Below are 24,946 nucleotides of genomic sequence, written 5' to 3' on the forward strand. Positions count from 1 at the left end.
AAGTAGATACTTTTGGACAAGCTGTAAACGAATCATAACTATCTGTTATTTATCAACTTTCATATTGTAATTATTAATTAGCGGTTAACTCTCAACTATTTAAAGTGTGTTTGGGTCAATTCCTTGCTGTTGTAGTCTGGCTAACAGATTTTGCAATTGTTCTTCTGGTGTTGAGTATCTGTTACCATCCTCATCATACCAATATAACCATTCTCGCATCCTTCCTTGATAAGTACCCTGTTCCCGTCCAATACCTAAAGCAATTTCTGGCATCCAAATTTTATCCCCTGTTTGTAAAATGTATTTACCTTCAACTAAGCGATAAACTTCCAAGCGTTGACGCTTCCGGCGGAGGCGAGTTGGTGCATAAATGACATAATACAAAATGCCTAATTCGGCATAATCAATTTTTTTTTGTTCGTATTCGCCATTGTAAGTTTGAGAAACAACTTCTAAAGCTAAAATTGGCGGAATGCCTTCTTCTTCCCACAAAACATAACTAGAACGTCCATTTTCTCCAACAAAACGTTCTACATCTAAACTCAAGAAACCGTCAGGAACTATAGCTCCAATATTTGGTGTATGATAAATACCCATGTTAATACCGAAAAACCAGTCATCGCGGTTTTGCCAAATCGAGGCTAAGATGGCTAACAATAAGTTGGGAATTAATATTTGGAGTTCGTTATCCACAGGGGTATTATCTGAATCTGGTAATTCTGCCGACGAAGGTAGGCAGTCCAAAGGATTGTACTTGAACATAAACTAGTCCTCAATCATCAATATCTAAATTTAAACTTAATTCTTATATCTTGGATAATGGGAAAGTATAGGTAGATAAACTGTGGTCTATCTTTTCAGACTTCGTTTGTAAAATTTCAAATTTCCAGTCTGAAGAATAATCAGGCAATTCATAACCAACACTCTTAACATGAGCCAACATCAACTCATCTCGTTGATGCCAAACAGCAAATATTTTCTCCCTACCATCATATAGCGTTTCTAAATCAATTTGATAAACCTCATTTACTCGCTTCAGCTTCAAACCCAACAAATTTAACAATCGTCCAAGTATTTTTATTGCTGAAACCTGCTCTTTTTCTCCAACTAAGTTAATACCAAGCGCTCTTTTAATATGCTTACTATGCTGAAAAGCAATATTTTTTAGCAATATCAAATCTGGATCATTTTCACTGAATTCGCGTTTTTCTTCAAGAAACTGAAGCATCCCTAAAGCTCTCATAGCTTCAACCTTGAGCGTATAAGTTTTTAAATCTGGGAGAAAAACTTTACCTTCACCCCAAGATAATTGTTGATGCCATTCTTGCTCATCTCTAACGTGAAAATATTCGCTTTCATGGGTTAAATAATAGTGGATTAACAACTGACGATAATATCCTTGTTCATCCTGCAATTTCAGCCAAGGAGTAATTTCTACACCATATCTTTGTCTAAGAACATATTTATTAATTTGGTTGCGTTCTCCATCCGTTAGGGAATGCTTAACTAATAACTGCTCATACTCCACATAATCAATATCTTTAGCATTAGCTACAGCAGATGCTACCGATAATTGATTCTGCTGCTTAATTTCTTTAATTTTACGTTTAATTTCTTTAGCTTTTTGACGACTTTGTGCCCAATCTTTTTGAACCTTAACAATTTCTAAAATTAACCTTTTGCGGGTAGCTAAATCATCAGCATCAGTTGCTAGAAAAGCTAGACGTAAATCTCGAATAATATTATTGTGAACCGCATTACTCCGCACCTGAATTTGATGCCCATCAGCAATTAAACCATCTTGCATCGATTGCCGATAGAGACGAATAGAAGCATTGACTCTTGCAGATAACTTCGCCCAAGTTCGCAAATGAATCGGGTCATAAACTAAGGGTAAATCTACATCTATTTTATGTAATGGACTCAGCAAAGCTAAGTTTTCTTTTTGATTTTCCTGATACCAATCAGATAGCAAGCGATAATTTGTACTCCCACTACCAATTAGACCAATACCTCGTTTAGCACACCAGACAACACGCGGTACATCATCCCGGACTCTTGCTAAAGCTTGTCTTGCTTCCGAGTCAGGAATTACCCCTTGAAAAATGCCATAAACTCGATCAAAATGTTGAACATCAATACTAATTCCTGTACCAAGACTAGGGGTAACAAAAACGCCGTCGTATTCAGATATCTTTTGATTAATTGCTGCAATAAAATCAACTGCTGCATGACCAGGTGTGTTTGTAGTGTGACTACTAACTACTAGAGTTTTAGGAAATTGTCGCCGTAATTTTTGTAGCCGTTCTTTCAGATAACGTTCAATTGTTTCACAACTATAACGCCCAGCCCGACTATCGGTAGTAACATAACATTTACGTCCCGCAAGTAAATCCAGTTCTAGTTGGTGAATTAGCGGTGTAGGATTCGGTGAATCATAAAAAGTCACATCCCAACCTTGCTGAGGTTTCCACTGGTTGAGAACTACCCAAGGTGTTAATTTAATTCCTGCTAATCCTTGTAAATATTCAAGTGAAACATCTGATAAATCAGCATCTTGGGCAATTACCAATCCCCCACTTGTTAAAACTGTTGCAATAAGTTGCTGGAATAACTTTAATATTTTTACCCGCTTGTGCTTACAAGTATTACTATTTAACAGATGCCATAAAGATTGCTCTACTTCATCTAAAATTACTATCGCCCCGCGCCAATTTTCCGGGTTAAGTTTCCAAATCGAATCAACGCACAATCCCAGGGATTGCTGAGGAAAGAGAGAGCGGAGAATGGGAGGAGCAGGGGTAAGTGTTTTATTAATTTTTTTCTCACCATCTTCTTTATGTGTTCCCCATTGAATACCAATTTTTTCACACAAAAATCTTCCAAGTAGGATTCTGTGAGTAATTAACAAAACGGGTTGGTTTCGATTTTTTGCTTGTTGAACAACGCCTTGCAATGCCGTAGTTTTCCCCGTTCCTTTCGCTGATTTGACTCCTACTAATCCAGAGGTGGGGAAAGGTATTTCACCTATATAAGGACGGTTGAAGGTAAGTGCCGCCGGAAGGCTTAACTCGGTGTGGGGTTTGGTTTGAGCAAGATAAATTTCTAAATCAACACTTTGGCGATAAATTTTCTCAAAACTACTTGCACCCTTAGCAACAATAAATTCATCAACCCCTTTTTCTATACCCGGAAGTTCGATGACTTTTACAGGACAATTTTTTTGCTGAAATAAACAGCCAAGTTGAGAAATAGCATTATTTACAGCAGCAATTGTCTTAGGTTGAGTTTCAAAATCAAAGCAAATGTAAAAACTGCGCTTTGTAAGCGTAAATGCTGCTAAATCAGGAATTAGCTGACGACGGGTAACTTTGCCAAATTCATCTTTCACAACCCGATAACCACTGGTAATTCCGGGAATGGCAATAGCTACATATCCTTGCGTCAACAAGGTAGCTGCTTTCTTCACACCCTCGCAGATGATAAGGGGAATGTTCTGTTGCATCACCCATTGCCAAAAGCCTCTAGCTTCACCATCAGCAGTAATGGTGATATTCTCAGGTATAACCAGATTATAACGCCCAGCGACTTGCTGCCACACTTGCAACGTTACCCGCAAACAAAACACCCGCGTTGGTGTGCTGGGAGGATGCTCGTACTTGATGGATTTGCCATTGTGGTTTTGTCGGGGTTGGTTTGGCTTAAAGCATCCCCATTCCATCATTTGCCAATTATTCAGAGGGTCTAGTCCCGAACACCACCAACCACCTTCTGTAACGTGAGCGTAACGCTGCAACCATCCGGCTTTCACCATTCCGGTATTCGTGCGGGGGAGTAGCTCAGAAATCAACAGGTACTCATAAGCTGTTACACCTTGGAGCGACCTAAAATTGAGATGCACTAAGTGTAAGTCTATACCACTACTCTTGACTAATTCTTCAAGGTGTTGGGGGTGTAAATAGTGCAGATGCATAGGAAAAAGCGCGAAGGGAAGACAATGAGATTAAAACAGTAACACGCATCTGCTTTTTTTTAATACGCGAGATTGCGAGGCTTTTATGATGTATTTTTTACTTCGTCGCAAGAGGCACATCGGTTAAGGCTCTAGTGGGTTATTCTGCCTATTAGATCCCCAAAGTAATAATTTTGTATTGTGATATTTGTTCGCTTTTAATTTTTATTTATCAGTAAATTTCTGCGTTCAGGAATGCGATCGCAGTATGACATCGCTATGAGGTAATATCTTCATCAAGTTCAGCAAAGGCTTTACACTGAGCATCCACTTCATACCATGCCTGTAACCTCTCTGAATGAATAAAGACAAAAACGCTCACTACTTCAAAGGTTTGAGATAGCCTTGAGATAGCCTTGAGTGTTAATTTTTCTTTGCGATCGCAGCTAATACAGATAACTTGACGTAACACTTTTACTCAAGTAACACGGTAACTCCTAAAGCTGATTGGAGGTAAAATAAACAACAGCTTTTCAAATAAGTTCAATCTGCTTTATAAATCCTTTGCTTTTAGTTACGAATGTAGGAAATATGGCTTTGTACCTTTTGATTCTACCGTGTGCTTGTTTTATCACTGGCTATTTTTTATTAAAAAGAAATAATAAGGAAATCTCGCATTTAGTGGCTGTATTTGCAGCTATCAGCCTGATTTTGGGTTTAATGTTAGCTCCTTGGCAGATTTTACTTCTACTACTTATTCTTATTCTTATCAGTACAAGCTACGAATACTATACAAGCAAAATAGTCAGCAGGGAAACACCATATCCACAACAGCCTGTTCCCAAATCGGAACCAGATTATAACTTAATCTACCGTGGAGCTTCCTATCGTGCTGACCCCAATGCCAAATCAAATGGAGTAAGCATAGCACCGATAACCCATAAATTGAGCTTTCGGGGATGTACCTATTTTGTTTGCGTTGATTCTAATGTCAAATCAGATGGAGTCACCATAACACCTGTAACCCATAAATTGAGCTTTATGGGAAGTAGCTATTCTATTTCTATAAATAGAACTGCACACAGAGAAATTCAAGATTGACATCCTCACCGACCTAAAGGCGCTCTTAAGAAGGAGTAATGAGTAATGAGTAATGAGTAACAAGTAATGAGTAATGAGTAAATACCCATTTTTCATCCACTTATTACTCCTTACTCATTACTTGAAAGCATTGCGTGAAGCACGGGGCTTTAGACCTAATTCTTTGGTAAGGTAGCTAGAAAAACTGTGCAAGTCTCTTAAAGTTGAAATTTTATTAGCTCTACATTCCAAACCCAAGAGGCGATATCTATGACGGGTTGTGACGCTCGATGAATCGCTATCGGTGACGCACTGATGCTATCTATCCCAATTTTTGCTTTAGTACGAGTAATTTAATGTCATCATAGACTTTATGCTCTATGCCCAGCAAGATGCGATCCCAACGGAGCGATCGCTATAAATCATAACCATTTTACGAAATGCCTGATACAGATACTTTGAAAAATGGTACTAATATATGGCTTTGCCAAGATTCCTAGACGCAGAAATAATGTTAAAAAATAAGAACATCTTCCGTCAACTACTGTTGACAAAGTTTATTTTTTATATGGTGGAGTAGAACTTCCTTCGTCAAAGAGGGATCTAGTTAGTTTGATGCTTAACTATTCACTCCTTGGGGAGATGCTTAGTCTCCGAAAAACTCTGCTTTATCTGATGTCTCGATTAAATTAGAAGCAACTCCGAAATCGTTAACATATTTTTAACCTATTCAAATTATGTGGAAATCAAAGTTAATATTTAGATTTATACTGTCTGTTGCCGCGATCGCTACTAGCGTGCAGCTAAGTTCAGGGAGCGACTATGCTATTGCAGAAAGTGCATCTTCCAAGCCGACTGTTGAATCTGGGCAACAAAATCAAGCTTTAGAAGATGCCAAGGTTGCTCTGACAGGAGTTGGCATCGGAGCGATCGCAGGCTTACTCATTTCTGGTTTATGGTATCAGAAACGTCGTTACCGCAAAATCCAGTCACGTGCCAAAATAAACCGCTTTCGTGAAGAGTTTCTCTGCGGTTCTTTAGCAGATTATTACTTATCTAATTCTAAAGCGAATTCTTCACCTACAAATTCTCGGAAAACTTTACCAACACCAACTAAAGAAGAATCTCCTAGTTCTGAGGAAACTTTCGTAACGCCAACTAAAGAAGAAATATCCGATCCCTCTACTTCTGAAATAAATAATCTAGCAGCAGAACCTACGCCAGACGCACTATCTGATTCCTTATCTGACTGCTACCACAAGTTGATCGAGGAAATTGTTAATACCGTCCTCAATGGTCAAATCAGTTCTAAAGAGTATATATATTGCCAATTAATAGAAAATGTGAGCAGTGGTAATGGTGAAATATTTGAACGCTGTTTGAGCGATCGCTTGCATTCCACCCAATCTGAACTACATAAAGTAATAAATTCTCCGAGTTTATTCCAAAAAGAGCCTCCTGAGTTAAAGAAAGCCCGTTTAAATCGCACCGTGAAGGCATTAGAAAGTATTCAAGAGGAATGGGAACGAGTTCAAAAAGAAAAACTAAATTAAGCTTCAATTACCCAACTGTGCAAGAAATTCTCACGGACTGAAAAGCAAGAAACTTTTCAGTCTTGTTACCAAATATAATTAGCATTTTCAGTAATGATATCGAGCTTGAAGAAAATCAATTCGGTCATCACTTACTAGATAAACAATCCGGTGTTCTTGAGTGAGTCGCCGCGACCAAGCATCTGAATCTAAGTATTTCAATGGTTCAAGTTGCTCTTTCCAAAGCAGTTAACAGACGAACTGCATTTTTAGGTGAACGAAGTAAATAAGATGTTTCTAATAAACTATCTAGTTCATCAACAGCAATTAGGGCGACGCTTTCGCCTTCTTGTCGGGTAATAATTACCACTTCTCTATCTGCAATTACTTGATCGCAGAGTTCGGCTAGGTTGTTACGAGCATCAGTCAAGTTTGTCTGATTGGACATAGTGGGAGGTTTCCTAATGCTGTAGGCTTTACAAAACATAATAGCTTGACTCGTTGGAGGCGAGTAGGTGTAGCCACTATTCCCCGTCAGGAGTTGATCCACAATAATTACCAATTACAAGAAGCAACCAAACAAGCCACTATCTCAACTAGTTCTTCTGGAGCAATCGGTTTAGATACATGAGTGTCAAATCCAGCTTCCAAGGCACGAATCCGAGCTTCACTATCAGCATAGGCTGTTAAAGCAATAGCTGGTATACGTCCACCATTCATTGGTTTGAGCGCACGGATTTTGTTGATGAAAGTGTAGCCATCTTCCCCAGGCAACCCGATATCACAAACTAAAACATCGGGTTGTAATTCAGACAATACTTCGCGTGCCGCCGCTGCTGATATCACTGCTATAACTTTTGCTCCATCCATTTCCAAGACAGTAGTGATAAAAAAGCGAGTATCATCATCATCCTCAACTACTAGGATATTTAAATCGGCAAGAGTTCCAGAAGGTTGCATAATAGATGATGTTTTATCCTTACTTGCTGTGACTTTTACCGAAGAAAGGCAAAGGGCAGGAGGCATACCGCTTCATTTATTTTCCTACTGCCAGAACATTTTGCACAAGTAGACCCCATATTTGGGTAGGAGGCAGAAGGCAGGAGGCAGGAGGCAGGAGGCAGAAGGCAGAAGGCAGGAGGCAGAAGGCAGGAGGCAGAAGGCAGAAGGCAGAAGGCAGGAGGAAGAAAAAGGTACAAACCTTGCACGCCACTTGCTCATCTTGGCTACGAGCCAAGACCGCAGTGGCTCCCCTTGTGGACAAAAAAATTAAAAACATTCTTTGCGAGATGCGTCGCACGAGAAAAGATGCGTCCTTGTCCAAACTTCTTCTCTTTATGGGAGAGGTTTCCCTCCTGCCTTACCGCCTTTGGCAGCTAGCTTTGATTCAAGGCAATTAGATTGACATGATTCAAACAATATGTTAATAATAATAGTTTGTGGAAACTTTACTTCTTAATATAAGCTCTTGGCTAACGTCATTGTCATAGGTGCCCAATGGGGCGATGAAGGAAAAGGTAAAATAACTGACTTACTCAGCCGTTCCGCAGATGTTGTGGTGCGTTACCAAGGGGGTGTCAATGCTGGACACACGATTGTAGTCAAAGGTCAGACCTTTAAGCTGCACTTGATTCCCTCTGGTATTTTGTATCCAAATACCGATTGCATTATCGGCTGTGGAACAGTAATCGATCCACAGATTTTGATCGCAGAACTCGACCAACTAAAAGAATTAAATATTTCCACTGACCACCTGCTGATATCTGAGACAGCCCACGTAACGATGCCTTATCATCGATTGATTGATCAGGCATCTGAAGAACGACGGGGAAGCTATAAGATCGGCACAACAGGTCGGGGCATTGGGCCGACTTATGCTGACAAATCTGAACGTACAGGCATTCGGGTTTTAGACTTGATGAACCCTGATGGACTACGTGAGCAGTTAGAGTGGACGATTAATTATAAAAACGTCATTTTAGAAAAGCTTTACAACTTGCCGCCTCTAGATGCACAAGAGGTGATTGAACAGTATTTGGGTTATGCGGAACGCTTGCGACCTTACGTGATTGATACATCGTTAAAGATATCCGATGCGATTCAACGACGGCGCAATATTTTGTTTGAAGGCGCACAAGGCACGCTCCTTGACCTAGATCACGGAACTTATCCTTATGTCACCTCCTCCAACCCTGTGGCGGGGGGGGCTTGCGTTGGTGCAGGGGTAGGGCCGACAATGATTGACCGGGTAATTGGGGTGTCGAAAGCCTATACAACCCGTGTGGGAGAAGGGCCATTTCCCACGGAATTGGATGGAGAGTTGGGAGAATTGTTGTGCGATCGCGGGGCCGAATTTGGCACAACTACCGGACGTAAACGGCGCTGTGGCTGGTTTGATGCTGTTATCGGTCGCTATGCCGTGCGGATTAACGGTATGGATTGTATGGCGCTCACTAAACTAGATGTCCTGGATGAATTAGAGGAAATTCAAGTTTGTGTCGCCTATGACATCGATGGTCAACGCAGTGAACACTTCCCCACCAGTTCTCGTCAATTTGCGAGATGTCGCCCCATTTACAAAACTTTACCAGGCTGGCAAGTGTCAACAACCCACTGCCGCACCCTGGAAGACTTGCCACAGCAAGCGCTAGACTATCTAAAATTCTTAGCCGAATTGATGGAAGTCCCGATTGCGATCGTCTCCCTAGGAGCAAGCCGCGATCAAACCATAATCGTAGAAGACCCCATCCACGGGCCTAAACGCGCTTTATTGCACCCCGATGGCACACCTGCTACCTTACTAAGTGCGTAAATTGGTCATTAGTCATTAGTCATTGGTCATTAGCAAATGACAAATGACAACTGACAAATGACAAATGACAACTGACAAATGACAAAGGACAACTTCTATGGCTATTACAGTCGAATCTCAAAAACGTCCAGAAGGCAGCAAGCCAAGAGCTTTGCGCCGTGCTGGACTAATACCTGCCAATTTGTATGGTCATAAGGGTACAGAATCTATTTCTTTGACCATTGAGGCCAAAACTGTTGAGCGTTTGCTCAAAAGAGCTTCCGTTAACAACACCTTGATTGAGTTGAATATTGCTGATGCACCTTGGCGCGGTAAAACCTTGCTGCGGGAACTTCAGATCCATCCAGCAAAAGGTACACCTTATCACCTCAGCTTTTTCGCGGTTGCTGGCCACGGCGACACAACTGTAGAAGTTCGGTTGCGTTTTGTGGGAAATGCTGTTGGTGTTAAACAAGAGGGTGGTGTGTTAGACACCGTAATCACTGAATTGCAAGTTAGTTGTGCGCCAGAAAATATCCCAGATGTAATCGAAATCGACGTCTCTAACCTGCAAATTGGAGACAGCTTGAGTATTAGTGATATACCCTTTCCTGAAGGTGTAACACCTCTAGCTGAACTAGAGCGGCTTGTTGTGAGCGTTTTGCCACCACAAATTAGCGCTGAAGATGCTGGTACTGAAACTGAAACTGAAACAGCTTCTTAAGCTAAGTAAACTGTGTAATAATTTTTGATGTCACCAGGGGGATAACTCCTGGTTTTTTTGTATTTGAACCGCAGAGGAATAAAAATGACAGAAGCAACTCTTCCAGTCCTAATTCAGCAAATGTTGCAGCCTGGATTTTATCCCCATACGGTAACAGAACCCATTGAACTAATTCAAACTCACGTTTCTTATGTGCTGTTAACTGGGGATTACGCTTATAAGCTGAAAAAACCTGTGAATTTTGGTTTTTTGGACTTTTCCACCTTAGATAAGCGGCAGCATTTTTGTCAGGAAGAGTTGCGGTTAAATCAGCGGGGTGCTGGTGAACTGTATTTAGAAGTTTTGCCCATAACTTTGGTAGGGGAGCAATATCAACTAGGGGGAACAGCCGAAGCTGTAGAATACGTGCTGAAGATGCGCCAGTTTCCTCAAGAGTCACTATTGAGTACACTTTTTGAACAGGGTAAGTTAAATGAGACACACCTAGAAGAGTTGGGACGGGTGGTGGCTCAATACCATGCCGAAGCACAGACGAATGATTATATTCGCACTTTTGGTGAAGTAGCAAATGTCCGGGCTGCTTTTGATGAGAATTATCAGCAAACTGAGAACTATATTGGTGGCCCCCAGACTCAGGCGCAATTTACAGAAACAAAGCAATATACAGATAACTTTTTTGCAGAACGTCCAGAATTATTTACTAGCAGAATTCACAACGATTACATTCGTGAATGTCACGGGGATTTACACCTGAGAAATATTGCCCGGTGGCACGATAAAATCTTGCTGTTCGATTGCATTGAGTTTAATGAGCCGTTTCGCTTTGTCGATGTAATGTATGATGTGGCGTTTACGGTGATGGATTTGGAAGCACGGCAGCGCAAAGACTTGGGTAATGCGTTTTTGAATGCTTATATAGAGCAAACTGGAGACTGGGAAGGCTTACAGGTATTGCCTTTGTATTTAAGTCGTCAGGCTTATGTCCGGGCAAAGGTAACTTCATTTTTGCTAGATGATCCAAGCGTACCTGCGACAGTCAAGGAAGAAGCAACAAAAACCGCTAGTGAATATTACAAACAGGCTTGGGATTACACAAAACCAAAGCTGGGACAACTGATTTTGATGTCGGGGTTGTCGGGTTCTGGTAAAAGTACTACAGCAAAGTATTTAGCCCGTGAGTTAGGAGCAATTCAGCTTCGTTCAGATGCAGTGCGGAAACATTTAGGGGGAATTCCGCTGTGGGAACGGGGTGGCGATGATTTGTATACACCACAGATGACCGAAAAAACTTACACAAGGCTATTGGAATTGGGAATTATACTGGCTAAACAAGGTTTTTCGGTGATTTTGGATGCCAAGTATGATAAACAGCATTTACGGCAAGATGCGATCGCTCAAGCTACAAAACACCAACTTCCCATTCAGATTATCCAATGCACAGCACCCCTTGAAGTTCTAAAAGAGCGTTTGAACAATCGCACTGGTGATATCGCTGACGCTACCGCCGATTTATTAGCTTCACAAATCAAACAAGCTGAATCTTTCACGGCAGAAGAAGAACCTTACGTAAAGATTTTGGATACAACTCAATCACAACAGGCACAATTGAAAGCAGTAATTTCTCAATAGTTTTTTTTACTCTATGGCAGACAAAAAGAACGATTTTTTCGCTATTTCTCCCAGTTTCTTTTCTCAACTGTTATTTGGGGCATTTTTAACATTTATATTAATCATGACCGGCTCCGCACCAGCCCTGAGCATCTTCTTAGGTATCTTAGGCGGTTTCATCTTAAGCTGGATCACAAATGTAACTAGTAATAGCCCCCAAGCCCCAGCTGTAGCCTCCTCTGATGGTGTGGATACAGGACTGAAATACTGGTTATTTTTCATGCTTGGTTTTGTATATTTGGGGTATCCCGCACCCATGAGTATCTTGCTAGGTGGAATAGGCGCTTTAGCTGGAGGCTGGATTACTGCTTGGTGGGGAAGTAAGGAAGAAATTAGAACTCAGTTGCCAGTTGAAGAATCAGAAGTGGTTGAAGTTGAACCAACAAACGAGAGGATCAACAAACGGCAAACAAGAAGAACCGGCCGCCGTTATCGTCGCCCTCCTGGAAATAGTTTCAATTTCAGGTTTTGGGAAAGGTAGGGATTGGGGACTGGGGACTGGGTACTGGGAACTGGGGACTGGGGACTGGGGACTGGGAACTGGGGACTGGGGACTGGGAAGACAAGGGAGAATTATTTAACAGGCCTCTCCCTTGTCTCCCCTCTCTCCCTTATCTCTTCCTAATCCCCAATCCCTACTACCCAGTACCCAGTACCCATTCCCCAATCCCCAGTCCCCAATATGTTTTTATATCTCTCCAAATTACTGCCACTATTTTTTTATCCATTAGGACTAGCTTGCGTAAGTTTGGTAGTAGCATTAGTTACTTTGTGGAAACGACCTCGGACTGCGGCGATCGCAATTGCTTTTGCCCTAAGTTTATTGCTATTTTGCAGTAATGCTTGGATCGCTAAATCATTAGTGCGATCGCTAGAATGGCAAAATCTTCCAAGTCAAATACCTAATGCAGAAGCAATTGTGGTTTTGGGTGGCGCAACTAAATCAGCTTTTCCTCCAAGACCTACTGTCGATTTGAGTGAATCTGGCGATCGCGTCATTTATGCTGCACAACTGTATCGCCAAAAAAAAGCTCCTATAATCATTCTGAGCGGAGGCCGCATTGATTGGCGGGGAAGCGGTTCATCAGAATCGGCAGATATGGCAACAATACTTACATCTATTGGCATTCCATCTGAGGCGATTGTTCAGGAACCCGACTCACTCAATACTTATCAAAATGCAGTAAATGTCCGCAAAATTTTGGAGTCTCGTGGCATCAGTCAGGTATTATTAGTTACTTCTGCAATGCACATGCCGCGATCGCTTCAGATTTTCCAGCGTCAAGGAATCAATGCTATTCCTGCACCCACTGACTTTCTGGTTAGTGAGGGTGAACTGCAAGAACTTGGTGGCACTCCCAAAGCCGCTATACTGAATTTATTACCTGATACCGACAACCTGCACCAATTTACCACCGCTTTAAAAGAGTACATTGGTTCTTTAGTTTATCGCTTACGCGGTTGGCTTTAATTAGAGTAATGAGTTATGAGTTATGAGTTATGAGTTATGAGTTATAAAGTGCGGTAATTGCCTGAATTCCAAACTCTTAATAACAAATGACCAATGACCAATGACCAATGACCAATGACAAATGACAAACTAAATTAACTTTATGTTTAAAAATTTACCTTATATTATGCCATCCCCTCAACCCCAAGTTGAGGAAGCTTTTGCCACTTATCAAACAACCCATCATTTTTACCACGAAGTTCGGTCACGGTCAGAGTTTCAGCGTTATTGTGAATGGTATTATACAACAGCAGAACAGAACCGCCAAGAGCTTAAAAGAATGCGCGGCGAACTGAATATTTTTCAGTGGTTTCGCCGCCGATGAGTCATTTAGATGACTTCTAACTCATTTTCACGTAAATGGGCTTTAAACTTTTTACTAAACTGGACTACAACTGGGAAATTAGCGCTTACGGGTCTGCCTTGCCATTGGGTGGCAATACCTATTACTTCGCCTTCTGTACCTTTGATGTCAAAAGCCTGATTCCGATGCTCAGGATGATGATACACTACTACCGAATCTTTAACGCGGACGCGATCGCCAACTTTCATAACAACATTTACACCTAGCATTTTCTTTTCCACAAGTATCTGCTACAAAATATATGATTAAATCGCTTTGAATTTGATTTAATCAGCTATTTCTTGACGCTTCATCGGGGTGCGACGGTGCATTTAACCCTCTGCGTCCAGGCACGTATTAGCAATCCGTGCGTACTTTATTTAATTTTTTGCCGCGTTAATATCTATCGCCCTTACCCCCTATCTTTACCCCAAAAGTAGGGAAATGAAAGGAAATAAGCCGATCTCAGATGTGCTTAGTACTGTGACAAGATATCTAACCCTTTTATCTTCACTCCAGGATGTTCCCCAGGTCAACTCTCTCAACAATTTTCGTGTATGTCAGAGGTGCTGTTATTGCGATCGCTCTTTTGTATGCAATAGACTTTGACCTCTCTCTAAGCCTCTCTCCTAAAAGGTTTAACTTTTTGGTTAATTTTATAGCAGGGTTGACTGCTTATACTTAATTTTTCTAAAAAACAATCTCTTGACATTTACCCAAAAGACTTACCTGCTTAACCTCCTGCTATTTTTTAGCCCTGTCGAATTCACGTTAATGTAATTTCAGCTTTTTCTCCAGCACTGCTTTTACTTCCTGGGCAGAGGTATTTTCAGGAAACACCCGTAGCAAATCCTTCAAATCTTGAATGGCATCTTGGATCTGGGTTTGCAAAGCTGTCTGCTCAAGTGCAGTCTGATATAACTCTTGGGCGGTTGAGAGATTGCCTGCAACGAGGTGATAGAGTGCTAAGTTGAAGGTGTTTTGGCAATTGTCGGGTTTTTCGGTGTATTTTTGCTGGGCAATTTCGATGGCAATGTTTAAATCAGCTTCGGCGGACTCGGCTTTTTGGAGGGCGAGGTAGATAAGGGAACGAAGGTATCGATACCAATCATCTTTGGGGTCAAGTTCAATGGCATTGAAGTCTTGCAGCGCTTCCTCGTAGCGTTCCATTAAACGGTAGGTTATGCCTCGACTTGCGATCGCCCACTCATATTTAGGGTTAAGTTCAATGGCGCGATTGAAATCTTGCAGCGCTTCCTCGTAGCATTCCATCAAGCAATAGGTACGACCTCGACCTGTGATCGCCCACTCATCTTGGGGGTCAAGTTTGATGGCACGATTGAAATCTTCCAGCGCTTCTTCGTAGCGTTTCATCAAGTAATAGGTAAAGCCTCGCTCTGCGATCGCCCAATCATATTCCGGGTTAAGTTCAATGGCGCGATTGAAATCTTGCAGCGCATCTTCGTAGCGTTCCATTAAGCGGTAGGTTATGCCACGACCTGCGATCGCCCAATCATATTCCGGGTTAAGTTCAATGGCGCGATTGAAATCTTGCAGCGCATCTTCGTGGCGTTCCATTAAGCGGTAGGTTATGCCACGATGTGCGATCGCCCAATCATATTCCGGGTTAAGTTCAATGGCACGGTGGAAGTCTTGCAGTGCTTCTTCATAGCGTTCGATTAAACAAGAGGCACGGCCTCGATTTGCAATCGCCTGCTCATGTTGTGGGTTAACTTGAATGGCACGATTGAAGTCTTGCAATGCTTCTTTATAGCGTTCCATTAAATAATACGTATAGCCTCGACTTGCGATCGCCTCAACATATCGGGGGTTAAGTTCAATGGCGCGATCAAAGTTTTGCAAAGCTTGATCATACTGCTCCATCGAATAGTAGCCTTGGGCACAACGAAAAAAAACTTGAGAACTAATTAGATGTGGATGGGTGTCGATTCTACGTTGAGCAAGAGACTGCCTCAACAAGTCATGTATAAAGCGATAGCGACCACCAACACGCTGGAGCAATAGCCGTTCTGTAGCATAGTTGAGAAAACGAGCATAGTCCCAAGGGATCGAGTGAGTGCAATACAAAGATAAACGCACTAGAAAATGATTGATGCAGACATATCCCCCTCCCAGCCCAATCCATAGTAGCAGAGCTATGGACAAGGAAGTTAACGCAATGTCATCAAGGGAAGACGCTGAACGTTGTGCAAGACAGACTATTAAGGTATGGTAAGGCACAAATGTTAACGTAATCAGGATTGCATTTCGCCACAAGATCCTAATTCCTTGATTTGGCACTGATAGAGTTTTAATTTTAAAACGCCATTCTTCAAAGTGGAATTCCCATCTTGGAATGCTTAATTCATTCAATTTACGAATTAGTACGCTAATTTGAGTAGGGACTAATATAGTCTTCCAAGATGACAGCTTGCGTAATACTTTTTGTCGTTTGAGACTTGACAATGAGATTTGGATGCTTCCCACAACTGATTCTATGTGTGGCAAATCCTTTAAAACATGTATTCCACGCGCCAAGCCATATAAAGATCCAATCACCAATCCAAACAAAAGACGAGGGCTTGATCCGATCTGACGCAGACGAATTAATCCAATGAATTGCCACCAAAAAATTAGAGCAGCCATTAGCCCCCAACAAATTCCAGCACCGATTAGTCCCCAACACATTACGGCAAAAAAAGTAAATAGCCACTTTTGAAGGGGTGTTGACAGCCATGTTGTTCCAATTTGCTCAATCAAAAACTCGGTTTCTGACTCTTGCAAAAGCTCTAAGGCCAGAATTTCCAGCCACTTCTGACTCTGTTCGGGGCTAGGAATCTTTCCGTAACGATAGGCGCGGCTAGGGGTATCCTGTGTCAGCATCCGTCGCACATAGGCATCTAACAGTAAATTTAAGCGATCGCCTGCCGAAGTCGCCTGCCGCCACTGGGTTGGATCTAGCTCCTTATAAGCAAGTACCGCCATTGACAGCAACAACGGTCTACGAATCAGCGCCAGGAAATTCTCATCTGCTACCAAGCTTTCTTTGAGTTCATCTCGGTTCGTCTCTGCCAAAAAAGTCTCGATCTGTTCATCCGTCAAGTCCTGAAGATAAACGGCTCCATCGAGTTCCAGCTTTTGAGTATAAGTGTTATACTGCTCGCGCCGACAGCACAACGCTACCTGCCTTGGACGCAAATCTGATTTTAACCACTGGTTAATTGCCTGCACACAATCCTGCTGATACTCTGGGCGTACCTCATCAAGTCCATCCAGCAAGGGTATTAACCTTTTTTCCTCTAGCCATTGGTTAATTTGGTGTGGCAAAAAGCCGTATCTCTCTCGCACCTTGCCAGCCAGCCAATTTGCAATCGACCAGACAGGCGCTTTTTCAGGAAGAGACTCAGAGAGATTTTTCTTGGAAAAGCCCGGTAATCTAGATGTACCGTGACTCCGCCTAGAATTTGATTGAGATGCAGTCGGTTGCCAATCAGAAAGATCGACTACAACGGGAATGCGCTGCTGCGGATCATTTTCTGCCCTTTCCACGAGTTCTAGAGCTAAGTCCAGCAAGCTCGTTGTTTTACCCGCCCCCGGTTCACCCAAAATCAGCAACCGCTCTCCACATTGGTCAAATACCTGCTTAATCGTCGTTTCTGGTGACAATAGCTGACTTGGTTGAGCGATCGCCACTTTCACCTCCATACCCCAAGGACGACGCACTTGCTGCGGCTGCGTCTCCTTCTGCAAATTCAGCCTGACGGCATGGTGCAGTTGTCCCTCAAGTCTTAATTGAACCCATTTCCTAACTTCTGCCAGCAAATTCTGTTCGGCGTTAGGGCGCACTGTCTCCTGTGGCTTGAGCAGTACATTGCCATTCACCTGCTCGATATTGATTTGGTCGTCTCCCTGGTTGCTATAGCCGCGCCTACCACGTTTTCCCATGCTTATGAACCACCAATTTTGGGATTACCTTCAATTTTTTCAATATTGATTTGGTCGCGCCCATAGTTTTTATAGTCTCGATTGGAGGTGGTTTGATTTTGAATATTAATAATTTGCTGCGCTACCTGCCGTAGCTCTGTCGCAAACACAGCATCATCGACCATCGCATCATCCAAGTACACTTCCAGCTTGTTTAGCGCTGCTGGGGAATGGTCAGTTTCTACTGCTGCGATCGCCGCTTCTGCTTTTACATTTCCTTTAAACTTAGCAGTGATTTTATTTCGTAGCTCCTTTGCCAAGGAAATTGCCCCGCCCACAATCTTCTTTGCCACTTCCCCAGCCCCCGACTTGGCAAACTCCTGAAATGCGAGGTTGAGAATTGCCCCTGCTGCGATCGTAGTTACTGGATCAGTCATCTCAATTCCTCAAAGTCACCACTTTTCCATTATCCTACGGACTACGTGGTGTCTATCAGATTTTCAGTAAAATCATGAACATTTTACAATGGACTTAAAAAGTCTCTAATTGCGAAGATATCAATTATCTATGAGTCGTTCCTTTTGAATGAAGGTCAAGTTGCAAACTAGCTTCTAGACTGTTGCAAGATGTGATGTAGGGTTATTTGTGGTGCGATCGCTATCCTATCTAGACTCAATAGCGATCGCAATTTTCTTGTCCATCATCCTAAATATAAAAGCCGTTCTGGCAAACATTGCAACGTTTCTCTCAAACATTGCAACATTCATAAGCAATATTTTAATGTTTCTCATTAACATTGCAATATTCCTTATCGATACTGCAACCTTTTTCTCAAACATTACAATATTCATAAGCAATGTTTTAATGTTTCTCATCAACATTACAATATTCCTTATCAATACTGTAATATTTCTCATCAACATTACAATATTTCGGTATAACCTATTCCCTAATCTCTATTTTTCAGTTGGACACACTTGCTGCAAACTTTGGGGAAGTTGCCGACACATCTGCTGGAATCCTTGAGGATTGACTTGCCACCAAGTAAATAATCCCACACTTGTACCCACCACAAGCAACGCCAAAACTCCCCCCAGCGTTACCAAACGTTTGCCTAAATTAGGTTTTGTAATTAAAGTTGGTGGAATTTCTGGGTTAAGAATTGGTTCCTCTACAAGATCCAACTCTAGATCCAAATCTAGCAAAGTTTGCGAATTTTCTGTAAAGGAAATTAATTCTTCCTCTTCCTCTTCCTCCTCTAATTGCTCTGGTTCTTCTTGTATTTCTGCTTCTATAATCTCTTCTGGCAACGCCGGAGTCACAGGTACTAAATATTCTGGAGAAACACGACAATAAGTCAAAACAACCGACGTATTATCACGCCCATTTTTTTCGTTTGCCAAGTCAATCCAGTTGCGGACAGCATCTTCAACTGTCATTTGCCCTGCTAACACAGGTATTGCATAATCCTGCCAAGATTGTTCCACCCAATTATTATCACTCAAACCATCAGAACACAGTAGCAAAATGCCATCTTCTTCAACAATGAATCGCTGAACCTTGAGACGCAAAGATTCTGAATCTCTTGTTCCCAATGCTTGAGTTAAAGCACTAGCATCTTGTCTCAAAAGCGCCTTTCGATACAAGCTTTTAGCAAAGCGTACTTCTCGCGTTGCGACATCATCATCTACTGTGAGTAGCTGGCAATAATTGCGAGTAATCCAATAGGCACGGCTATCGCCAACATTAGCCAAGTAAAGTTCATGGGTATTATTTGATTGCCACCCAGTACTTGTTTGCACTCGTTGGGGAACTTGCAACGCCATAACAATAGTTGTAGCCATGCGTTCTCTGCCTTGGCGTTTTTGCTCATTATTACGGGCACAAATTAGATTATTTACCACCCGCAAGCTTGCTTCTAATTGTTCTTGCAACAACTCAGGTGGTACAAGTGCAGTTTGTTCTGTAATCTCTTTTAGTAAAACGCGAATTTGCAACTTTACAGACTGCACTGCCAACTGACTAGCAACCTCGCCGCCTTCATGTCCACCAATGCCATCACAAACAATCGATAAGTGGTGCAATAAAGGTTCATCTAAATCAATCAAAGTATTGGGGTAGCAAGCGTCTTCATTTTGCGCCATAATTGGGCCAATATCTGTAGACCCTGCCACCTTCAAAACTAATGGCAATTCTGCCGCAGATGCTAGTAGTAAATTATTGAGTTGAATATTAATAGTCTCTACATCAACCTCAGTTTCACACATCTGCTGGACGATGTTCTGTAAACCCTTGGCTACTGATGTTTTTGCAGAAGCTACCCAAAACTGCCAACATTCTCCCAGATTTTGTAAACTCAGTTTCGCATTTGCTGGTGTTGGGTAAAGTTCTAACAATCGTACACACCAACCTTGAACTCTCAAATTGTCTACTACCAATAAACTTTGGCTAAGTCCCAATTCTGATAGAGGTGTCCAAAGTTGGAGAATTTGCCACAGCCAATAAACTTGTCGTACCGCCGTTGCTTGTTCCCATGCTTCAACAATAGTTGGATAAATATTTCCTGTTTTATCTATCGGTACATTTTCCAATAAGAAGATATCAGTTGTATTTTCCTCATAACAGGCAAAACCATAAGCCTGGGGGAGATGCAACCGCTCTTGATATAACTGTAAATAAGGAATTACTTGCGTTGGCAATTCTTCAGGAACATCTGGTGGTAGTCCCGGTTGAGTATCCAGCCAAATCTGAGAACTAATTACCTCATATCTGTCTGCTACCTTTGTGCCTGGTGGGATTTGAGCAGATGATGAGCCAGTTGCCCAAAGATAACGGTGAACTAAAGGAGTTTGGCAACTGGCACAAACGCTATCTCCCATCGGATTAATGGGACTCTTACAGCGTGGATTTATACAAAAAATTATCAGTTGAGTCGAAATCATAAAACAGGAGTCAGAATTCAGGAGTCAGAATTCAGAATTTAGAATTTAGAATACTCTACCCAAAAAGGGATAGAGTTTGGGAATGGTAATATCTAATACTTATTTTGCCTACAAAGAGCAAGGTTTTAAACCAATATTCAGACGCGACGCTTGAATACTCGCTCTAAGAGGATGTTTGAAAAGTGTTTCGCTGTAACTTTAGGCACTTTAGATCCCCCCTAACCCCCCTTAAAAAGGCTACGGTGTACACACAAGTCCTAAAAACCTAGCTTGATAAGCATTTCCTCGTTCCCAGTCTCCGACTGGGAATGCATTCATTGAGTCTCTGACTCAATATCTGACTAGAGGCAGAGCCTCTAATCAGGCATTCCTATGCAGAGCATAGGAACGAGAGAACAATGAGAAATTGATCTTCTTTTGACTTGTGTGTACACCGTAGCCTTAAAAAGGGGGGAACCGGAGTCAAAGTCCCCCTTCTTAAGGGGGATTTAGGGGGATCTAAAACTTTTGATACCGACAAGAGGACTTTTCAAACATCCTCTAAGCGAAGCATCCCGAAGGGTATACGCTACGCTATCAACCAGTCTACAGAATTTATACTAAATACTGAATTCTGAGTTCTGAATTCTTCTTCATACATGAACTTCGGTTAACTTTAGCTGGCAATGACTTGAAGGCTAGAATAGACTGGATTTGTGTACTGCTAGCTACACCTTGTTACTGAATTAATCAAAATTATTGGTATAAATACCAAGTTTTGTTTGTTGTAAATAACTTAGTCTGGCTGTATCTAATCGTAAAAATGCATTTACGTCAATGTAGACATTAGGATGGCGCTATGCCAAGTTTTACCTTAATCTGGCTTCTGGCAGGAGGAGTTCTGTGTTTAACAGAACTATTTTTACCATCGGCGTTTGTCGCTTTCATGATGGGAATTAGCGCTTTGGTGGTGGCGCTGCTGTCTGGAGTGGGTTTGGGAAATGTATGGTTGCAAGTTTTAGTTTGGCTATTACTTTCCACATTATTAATTGTGCTTTCTCGTCGGTTTTTGCAACCACGACGACGCCAGTCGAAAATTCAGGATGCAGTTATAGCCGAAACCTTAACAGAAATCCCACCTGGTAAAACAGGGCGGGTACTGTATGAGGGAAATTCCTGGCAAGCACGATGCGACGATGACAAATTTACCATAGCACCCCATCAAAGAGTTTATGTAGTGAGGAGAGAAGGCACTACTTTAATTGTGATACCAGAAAATTTATTGAGTCATTAGTTATTGGGAATGGGGCATTGGGCATTGGGCATGGGGAAGAAATTAATCTCTACTTCCTCATCTCTCCCACTCCTAACTCTTAACTCCTAACTCCCCACTTCTTTTACTTTTGAGTTACATTTGATACTTAAAAAATCAGGAGATTTACAATGGAACAGTTCTTTTTACTAGTCTTTTTAGCCCTTGGTGGTTCTGCTGTAGCGGGTTCTGTAAAAGTCATCAATCAGGGTAATGAAGCTTTGGTGGAAAGATTGGGTAGCTATAACAAAAAGCTGGAACCAGGAATGAATTTTTTAATTCCTTTTTTAGATAAAATCGTTTACAGAGAAACTATTCGGGAAAAAGTCTTAGATATTCCTCCCCAAAAATGCATCACCCGCGACAACGTTGGGATTGAGGTAGATGCAGTGTTTTATTGGCGGATTGTGGATATGGAAAAAGCCTGGTATAAGGTAGAGAATCTCCAATCGGCAATGGTAAACATGGTGCTGACTCAAATTCGCTCCGAGATGGGACAACTAGAGTTGGATGAAACTTTTACTGCTCGTTCCCAAATCAATGAACTGTTGTTAAGAGATTTAGATATTGCCACTGATCCTTGGGGTGTGAAAGTGACGCGGGTAGAACTGCGAGATATTGTTCCATCGCAAGCGGTGCGGGAATCGATGGAATTGCAAATGTCGGCAGAACGACGCAAACGGGCAGCAATTTTAAATTCTGAGGGTGAACGCGAAGCTGCTGTCAATAGTGCTAGAGGTAAAGCAGAGGCGCAAATATTGGATGCGGAAGCTCGGCAAAAATCAACAGTTCTGCAAGCGGAAGCTGAACAAAAGGCGATCGTTTTGAAAGCTCAAGCGGAACGTCAGCAGCAAGTTTTAAAAGCACAAGCGATCGCAGAGTCATCAGAAATTATTGCACAAAAGCTCCAGACAAATCCCAATGCCAATAAAGCAGTGGAAGTTCTATTTGCCTTGGGCTATCTAGATATGGGTGCAACAATTGGTAGAAGCGATAGCAGCAAGGTCTTATTTATAGATCCGCGTACTATCCCTGCTGCTTTTGAGGGTATGCGCTCAGTTATATCAAATGGTCAAGTTGACTCTAACGAGTTGTTTTCTAAACAAATCCCAGGATTAGAACATAACCGCCCTAGTTAAAAATGGGGAGTGGGGAGTGGAGAGGACAAAGGGACAAGGTTAAAGGGAAAAGGATAAAGAAACAAACCCCTTCCCCTTTACCCTTTACCCTTTTTCATAATCCCCATGCCCAATGATAAAATAATCAAGCTTTGATAGTTTTAAATTATGACCTTATCTATTGAGCCAACTACAGCATTAAGTGTAGAAGAGTTTTTAAAACTACCAGAAACTAAGCCAGCAAGCGAGTATTTTAACGGGCAAATCTACCAAAAACCTATGCCGCAAGGAAAACATAGTACCTTACAAAGCAGTTTAGTCACAGGTATTAATGAGATTGGTAAACCGAAAAAAAGTGCTTATGCTTTTCCTGAATTACGCTGTACATTTCAAGGTCGTTCAATAGTACTAGATATTGCTGTGTTTGAATGGCAAAGAATTCCCCTTGATGCAAAAGGCAGAATTACAAATAAATTTGAAATTCCCCCAGATTGGATAATCGAAATTCTCTCACCAGAACAATCAGCCAACCGAGTTATCCGCAAAATTACATTTTCTATTCAAAATGGAGCAAAGCTAGGTTGGTTACTGGATGCTGATGATGAGTCAATCATGATTTTTGAACCCAATAAATTACCAGAATTAAAAGAACAGCAAGATATCTTACCCGTTTTGAGTGTTTTGGAAAATTGGCAATTAACAGTCGCAGACGTATTTAGTTGGTTAAGTTTTGTTTGAACAAAGCAACAATAAGCTGACGCTAATGCACTTCTGAATCATTTGTACGTGTATTTATGACAGTTGCACTCAATGACTCACCCTTAATCGCAAGGGAATCACGAAATTGCTTCATACTTGCTAATTGTTCTTCTTTTTGTAGCGGAGGAACTAAACGAGCTACAGCTTTATCTTGCTCTAGCAAAATTACTTCTTCTCCCCTAGCTACTCGTTCCAAAAGAGATTTTAAATTCATAGCTGCTTCTTCAACGCTAATTCTCAACACTCCATTACTCCTGTAATTAAGCTTGAAGATCAAATTAAATACACCATTTATTTATGAAAATTCACATCATGAGCCTGCCTAAGCAGGCTTTTTCTGATGGTCACTGGCTCTAGTCTGTGAGAAAATTAAGCGCAACCTCACATAAAATCGGTATGACTATTGACTAATCTCAGTAGCTTGGTTTACTTGGCATTGGCTGCACAACCCAAAAAACTCCAGGGTGTGGTAAAAAACTTTAAACTTATGGCTGGATTCTAACTGGTTTTCTAGGTCATGAACGGGGCATTGATTAATTGGAATTGAGACACCGCATTGCAAACAAGTAAGATGGTGTTTGTCTTGCTGGGCTAGGCTGTAAAGAGCTTCACCATTAGCCAAATTCCGCACTTGTACCATGCCTTCGAGTTTTAAGGCTTCTAGGGAACGGTAAACTGTCGCTAAACCCATGCTCTGATTAGTGTTGCGTAATTCTACGTAAATATCCTGGGCGGAAATGCCTTTTTTGATGGTTTTCAGTAGATTGAAAATACGCTCTTGACTGCGGGTGCGTATGGCTCTCATAGACAATTATTTAAATATGCCACTGTAGTTGAAGCTGTTAGATGGGCTAATTAATCAATTAACTTTAACCGCTTCGTAATCTTATTTTCACTCAGTTGGAGCAGAAAGTTATAGTATAGCGATCGCAGCATTCAGAAAAAGCCCGTGCAAACCAAGTATCTAGCCAAAATTTTCGTGACCCTTCGTCCTTCAGTCTTAGACCCCGCTGGTGTGGCTGTACAATCCGGTCTTAAGCAACTGGGATACGAGAACGTTGACCAGGTGCGGATTGGCAAGTACATTGAACTCACCATCACCTCAAGTGATGAAAAGAAAGCACGTCAAGACCTTGATAGCATTTGTGACCAAATGTTATCAAATCCTGTAATTGAAAATTACCGCTTTGATTTGATTGAGGTCGAAACACAAACTGGGGTCTTTTAGGGACTGGGGATTGGGGATTGGGGATTGGGGATTGGTTATATGCTCCTTGTCTCCCCCTGCTTCCCCTGTTCCCATACCCCTAAT

The 24,946-nt window shown here is 41.7% G+C and carries 24 protein-coding genes; 12 read left to right on the forward strand and 12 right to left on the reverse strand.

Going from position 1 to position 24,946, the window contains the following annotated elements:
* Positions 1 to 99: 99 nt before the first annotated feature.
* From RRG12_RS15735 to RRG12_RS15745, 3 genes are all read right to left on the reverse strand, one after another.
* Positions 100 to 762: a Uma2 family endonuclease gene (locus RRG12_RS15735; protein WP_420759939.1), complete on the reverse strand. Its 663-nt coding sequence runs from the start codon at positions 760 to 762 to the stop codon at positions 100 to 102.
* A gap of 43 nt (positions 763 to 805) precedes the next feature.
* A complete protein-coding gene (locus tag RRG12_RS15740; RefSeq protein WP_420759940.1) occupies positions 806 to 3,973 on the reverse strand; it encodes a plasmid replication protein, CyRepA1 family in 3,168 nt (1,055 codons plus the stop codon).
* A 256-nt stretch (positions 3,974 to 4,229) separates the two neighbouring features.
* Positions 4,230 to 4,424 carry a hypothetical protein gene (locus RRG12_RS15745; protein WP_420759941.1) on the reverse strand — a complete coding sequence of 65 codons (195 nt, stop codon included), beginning with the start codon at positions 4,422 to 4,424 and terminating at the stop codon, positions 4,230 to 4,232.
* Between the two features lie 209 nt (positions 4,425 to 4,633).
* Between RRG12_RS15745 and RRG12_RS15750 the strand changes: the two genes are divergently transcribed.
* Both RRG12_RS15750 and RRG12_RS15755 read left to right on the forward strand, forming a co-directional pair.
* Positions 4,634 to 5,053, forward strand: coding sequence for a DUF4278 domain-containing protein (locus tag RRG12_RS15750; protein WP_176726936.1), 420 nt, complete (start codon positions 4,634 to 4,636; stop codon positions 5,051 to 5,053).
* Positions 5,054 to 5,769: 716 nt separating this feature from the next.
* On the forward strand, positions 5,770 to 6,585 hold the full coding sequence (locus tag RRG12_RS15755) for a hypothetical protein (RefSeq protein ID WP_420759942.1): 816 nt from the start codon (positions 5,770 to 5,772) through the stop codon (positions 6,583 to 6,585).
* An 87-nt stretch (positions 6,586 to 6,672) separates the two neighbouring features.
* Here RRG12_RS15755 and RRG12_RS15760 read toward each other — a convergent pair whose 3' ends face one another.
* From RRG12_RS15760 to RRG12_RS15770, 3 genes are all read right to left on the reverse strand, one after another.
* A complete protein-coding gene (locus tag RRG12_RS15760) occupies positions 6,673 to 6,786 on the reverse strand; it encodes a type II toxin-antitoxin system YoeB family toxin (RefSeq protein WP_335143365.1) in 114 nt (37 codons plus the stop codon).
* A gap of 4 nt (positions 6,787 to 6,790) precedes the next feature.
* The gene (locus tag RRG12_RS15765) at positions 6,791 to 7,012 is read right to left on the reverse strand and encodes a type II toxin-antitoxin system Phd/YefM family antitoxin (protein ID WP_256090849.1); all 222 of its coding nucleotides are present in this window, start codon (positions 7,010 to 7,012) and stop codon (positions 6,791 to 6,793) included.
* A 107-nt stretch (positions 7,013 to 7,119) separates the two neighbouring features.
* The gene (locus tag RRG12_RS15770) at positions 7,120 to 7,524 is read right to left on the reverse strand and encodes a response regulator (protein ID WP_069069091.1); all 405 of its coding nucleotides are present in this window, start codon (positions 7,522 to 7,524) and stop codon (positions 7,120 to 7,122) included.
* 508 nt (positions 7,525 to 8,032) lie between these two features.
* On the opposite strand from RRG12_RS15770, the gene RRG12_RS15775 reads away from it, so the two are divergent.
* The 6 genes from RRG12_RS15775 (at position 8,033) to RRG12_RS15800 (ending at position 13,582) form a co-directional block, all read left to right on the forward strand.
* Positions 8,033 to 9,376 (forward strand): adenylosuccinate synthase, encoded by a 1,344-nt coding sequence (locus RRG12_RS15775; protein ID WP_069068192.1) that lies wholly within the window; start codon positions 8,033 to 8,035, stop codon positions 9,374 to 9,376.
* 97 nt (positions 9,377 to 9,473) lie between these two features.
* Positions 9,474 to 10,079, forward strand: a complete 606-nt coding sequence (locus RRG12_RS15780) for a 50S ribosomal protein L25/general stress protein Ctc (protein ID WP_069068191.1) — start codon at positions 9,474 to 9,476, stop codon at positions 10,077 to 10,079.
* 84 nt (positions 10,080 to 10,163) lie between these two features.
* A complete protein-coding gene (locus tag RRG12_RS15785) occupies positions 10,164 to 11,708 on the forward strand; it encodes an AAA family ATPase (protein WP_420759943.1) in 1,545 nt (514 codons plus the stop codon).
* 13 nt (positions 11,709 to 11,721) lie between these two features.
* Entirely contained in the window at positions 11,722 to 12,228 is a 507-nt protein-coding gene (locus RRG12_RS15790) for a hypothetical protein (protein ID WP_069068189.1), read from the forward strand.
* Positions 12,229 to 12,429: 201 nt separating this feature from the next.
* Entirely contained in the window at positions 12,430 to 13,218 is a 789-nt protein-coding gene (locus RRG12_RS15795; RefSeq protein ID WP_069068188.1) for a YdcF family protein, read from the forward strand.
* 142 nt (positions 13,219 to 13,360) lie between these two features.
* Positions 13,361 to 13,582, forward strand: a complete 222-nt coding sequence (locus RRG12_RS15800; RefSeq protein ID WP_420759944.1) for a hypothetical protein — start codon at positions 13,361 to 13,363, stop codon at positions 13,580 to 13,582.
* A 5-nt stretch (positions 13,583 to 13,587) separates the two neighbouring features.
* Here RRG12_RS15800 and RRG12_RS15805 read toward each other — a convergent pair whose 3' ends face one another.
* The 4 genes from RRG12_RS15805 to RRG12_RS15820 form a co-directional block, all read right to left on the reverse strand.
* Positions 13,588 to 13,809, reverse strand: coding sequence for a ferredoxin-thioredoxin reductase variable chain (locus RRG12_RS15805; protein WP_069068195.1), 222 nt, complete (start codon positions 13,807 to 13,809; stop codon positions 13,588 to 13,590).
* A 562-nt stretch (positions 13,810 to 14,371) separates the two neighbouring features.
* Complete coding sequence (locus RRG12_RS15810) at positions 14,372 to 17,545, reverse strand: tetratricopeptide repeat protein (protein ID WP_420759945.1); 3,174 nt, start codon at positions 17,543 to 17,545, stop codon at positions 14,372 to 14,374.
* Positions 17,546 to 17,547: 2 nt separating this feature from the next.
* Positions 17,548 to 17,961, reverse strand: coding sequence for a hypothetical protein (locus RRG12_RS15815; RefSeq protein ID WP_420759946.1), 414 nt, complete (start codon positions 17,959 to 17,961; stop codon positions 17,548 to 17,550).
* Positions 17,962 to 18,480: 519 nt separating this feature from the next.
* Positions 18,481 to 20,466: a protein phosphatase 2C domain-containing protein gene (locus RRG12_RS15820; protein WP_420759947.1), complete on the reverse strand. Its 1,986-nt coding sequence runs from the start codon at positions 20,464 to 20,466 to the stop codon at positions 18,481 to 18,483.
* Positions 20,467 to 21,304: 838 nt separating this feature from the next.
* Between RRG12_RS15820 and RRG12_RS15825 the strand changes: the two genes are divergently transcribed.
* The 3 genes from RRG12_RS15825 to RRG12_RS15835 all read left to right on the forward strand — a co-directional run bounded on the left by RRG12_RS15825 (position 21,305) and on the right by RRG12_RS15835 (position 23,613).
* Positions 21,305 to 21,739, forward strand: coding sequence for an NfeD family protein (locus RRG12_RS15825; RefSeq protein ID WP_069068182.1), 435 nt, complete (start codon positions 21,305 to 21,307; stop codon positions 21,737 to 21,739).
* Positions 21,740 to 21,888: 149 nt separating this feature from the next.
* Positions 21,889 to 22,896 (forward strand): SPFH domain-containing protein, encoded by a 1,008-nt coding sequence (locus RRG12_RS15830; protein ID WP_069068181.1) that lies wholly within the window; start codon positions 21,889 to 21,891, stop codon positions 22,894 to 22,896.
* A 147-nt stretch (positions 22,897 to 23,043) separates the two neighbouring features.
* On the forward strand, positions 23,044 to 23,613 hold the full coding sequence (locus RRG12_RS15835; RefSeq protein WP_420759948.1) for a Uma2 family endonuclease: 570 nt from the start codon (positions 23,044 to 23,046) through the stop codon (positions 23,611 to 23,613).
* Positions 23,614 to 23,635: 22 nt separating this feature from the next.
* On the opposite strand, the gene RRG12_RS15840 is transcribed toward RRG12_RS15835, so the two are convergent.
* Together RRG12_RS15840 and RRG12_RS15845 are read right to left on the reverse strand one after the other, a co-directional pair.
* Positions 23,636 to 23,878: a type II toxin-antitoxin system Phd/YefM family antitoxin gene (locus RRG12_RS15840; protein ID WP_420759949.1), complete on the reverse strand. Its 243-nt coding sequence runs from the start codon at positions 23,876 to 23,878 to the stop codon at positions 23,636 to 23,638.
* A gap of 156 nt (positions 23,879 to 24,034) precedes the next feature.
* Positions 24,035 to 24,439: a Fur family transcriptional regulator gene (locus tag RRG12_RS15845; RefSeq protein WP_069068179.1), complete on the reverse strand. Its 405-nt coding sequence runs from the start codon at positions 24,437 to 24,439 to the stop codon at positions 24,035 to 24,037.
* Positions 24,440 to 24,583: 144 nt separating this feature from the next.
* Between RRG12_RS15845 and purS the strand changes: the two genes are divergently transcribed.
* Positions 24,584 to 24,862, forward strand: coding sequence for a phosphoribosylformylglycinamidine synthase subunit PurS (gene purS, locus RRG12_RS15850; RefSeq protein WP_069068178.1), 279 nt, complete (start codon positions 24,584 to 24,586; stop codon positions 24,860 to 24,862).
* The last annotated feature ends 84 nt before the right edge of the window (positions 24,863 to 24,946 follow it).

This window comes from Nostoc sp. CALU 546 (assembly GCF_048836525.1).

Coding starts and splice junctions, on each gene's coding strand:
- RRG12_RS15735 (WP_420759939.1), bottom strand. CDS start 762: ATGTTCAAGTACAATCCTTTGGACTGCCTACCTTCGTCGGCAGAATTA.
- RRG12_RS15740 (WP_420759940.1), bottom strand. CDS start 3,973: ATGCATCTGCACTATTTACACCCCCAACACCTTGAAGAATTAGTCAAG.
- RRG12_RS15755 (WP_420759942.1), top strand. CDS start 5,770: ATGTGGAAATCAAAGTTAATATTTAGATTTATACTGTCTGTTGCCGCG.
- RRG12_RS15765 (WP_256090849.1), bottom strand. CDS start 7,012: ATGTCCAATCAGACAAACTTGACTGATGCTCGTAACAACCTAGCCGAA.
- RRG12_RS15770 (WP_069069091.1), bottom strand. CDS start 7,524: ATGCAACCTTCTGGAACTCTTGCCGATTTAAATATCCTAGTAGTTGAG.
- RRG12_RS15780 (WP_069068191.1), top strand. CDS start 9,474: ATGGCTATTACAGTCGAATCTCAAAAACGTCCAGAAGGCAGCAAGCCA.
- RRG12_RS15785 (WP_420759943.1), top strand. CDS start 10,164: ATGACAGAAGCAACTCTTCCAGTCCTAATTCAGCAAATGTTGCAGCCT.
- RRG12_RS15790 (WP_069068189.1), top strand. CDS start 11,722: ATGGCAGACAAAAAGAACGATTTTTTCGCTATTTCTCCCAGTTTCTTT.
- RRG12_RS15795 (WP_069068188.1), top strand. CDS start 12,430: ATGTTTTTATATCTCTCCAAATTACTGCCACTATTTTTTTATCCATTA.
- RRG12_RS15800 (WP_420759944.1), top strand. CDS start 13,361: ATGTTTAAAAATTTACCTTATATTATGCCATCCCCTCAACCCCAAGTT.
- RRG12_RS15805 (WP_069068195.1), bottom strand. CDS start 13,809: ATGAAAGTTGGCGATCGCGTCCGCGTTAAAGATTCGGTAGTAGTGTAT.
- RRG12_RS15810 (WP_420759945.1), bottom strand. CDS start 17,545: ATGGGAAAACGTGGTAGGCGCGGCTATAGCAACCAGGGAGACGACCAA.
- RRG12_RS15815 (WP_420759946.1), bottom strand. CDS start 17,961: ATGACTGATCCAGTAACTACGATCGCAGCAGGGGCAATTCTCAACCTC.
- RRG12_RS15820 (WP_420759947.1), bottom strand. CDS start 20,466: ATGATTTCGACTCAACTGATAATTTTTTGTATAAATCCACGCTGTAAG.
- RRG12_RS15825 (WP_069068182.1), top strand. CDS start 21,305: ATGCCAAGTTTTACCTTAATCTGGCTTCTGGCAGGAGGAGTTCTGTGT.
- RRG12_RS15830 (WP_069068181.1), top strand. CDS start 21,889: ATGGAACAGTTCTTTTTACTAGTCTTTTTAGCCCTTGGTGGTTCTGCT.
- RRG12_RS15835 (WP_420759948.1), top strand. CDS start 23,044: ATGACCTTATCTATTGAGCCAACTACAGCATTAAGTGTAGAAGAGTTT.
- RRG12_RS15845 (WP_069068179.1), bottom strand. CDS start 24,439: ATGAGAGCCATACGCACCCGCAGTCAAGAGCGTATTTTCAATCTACTG.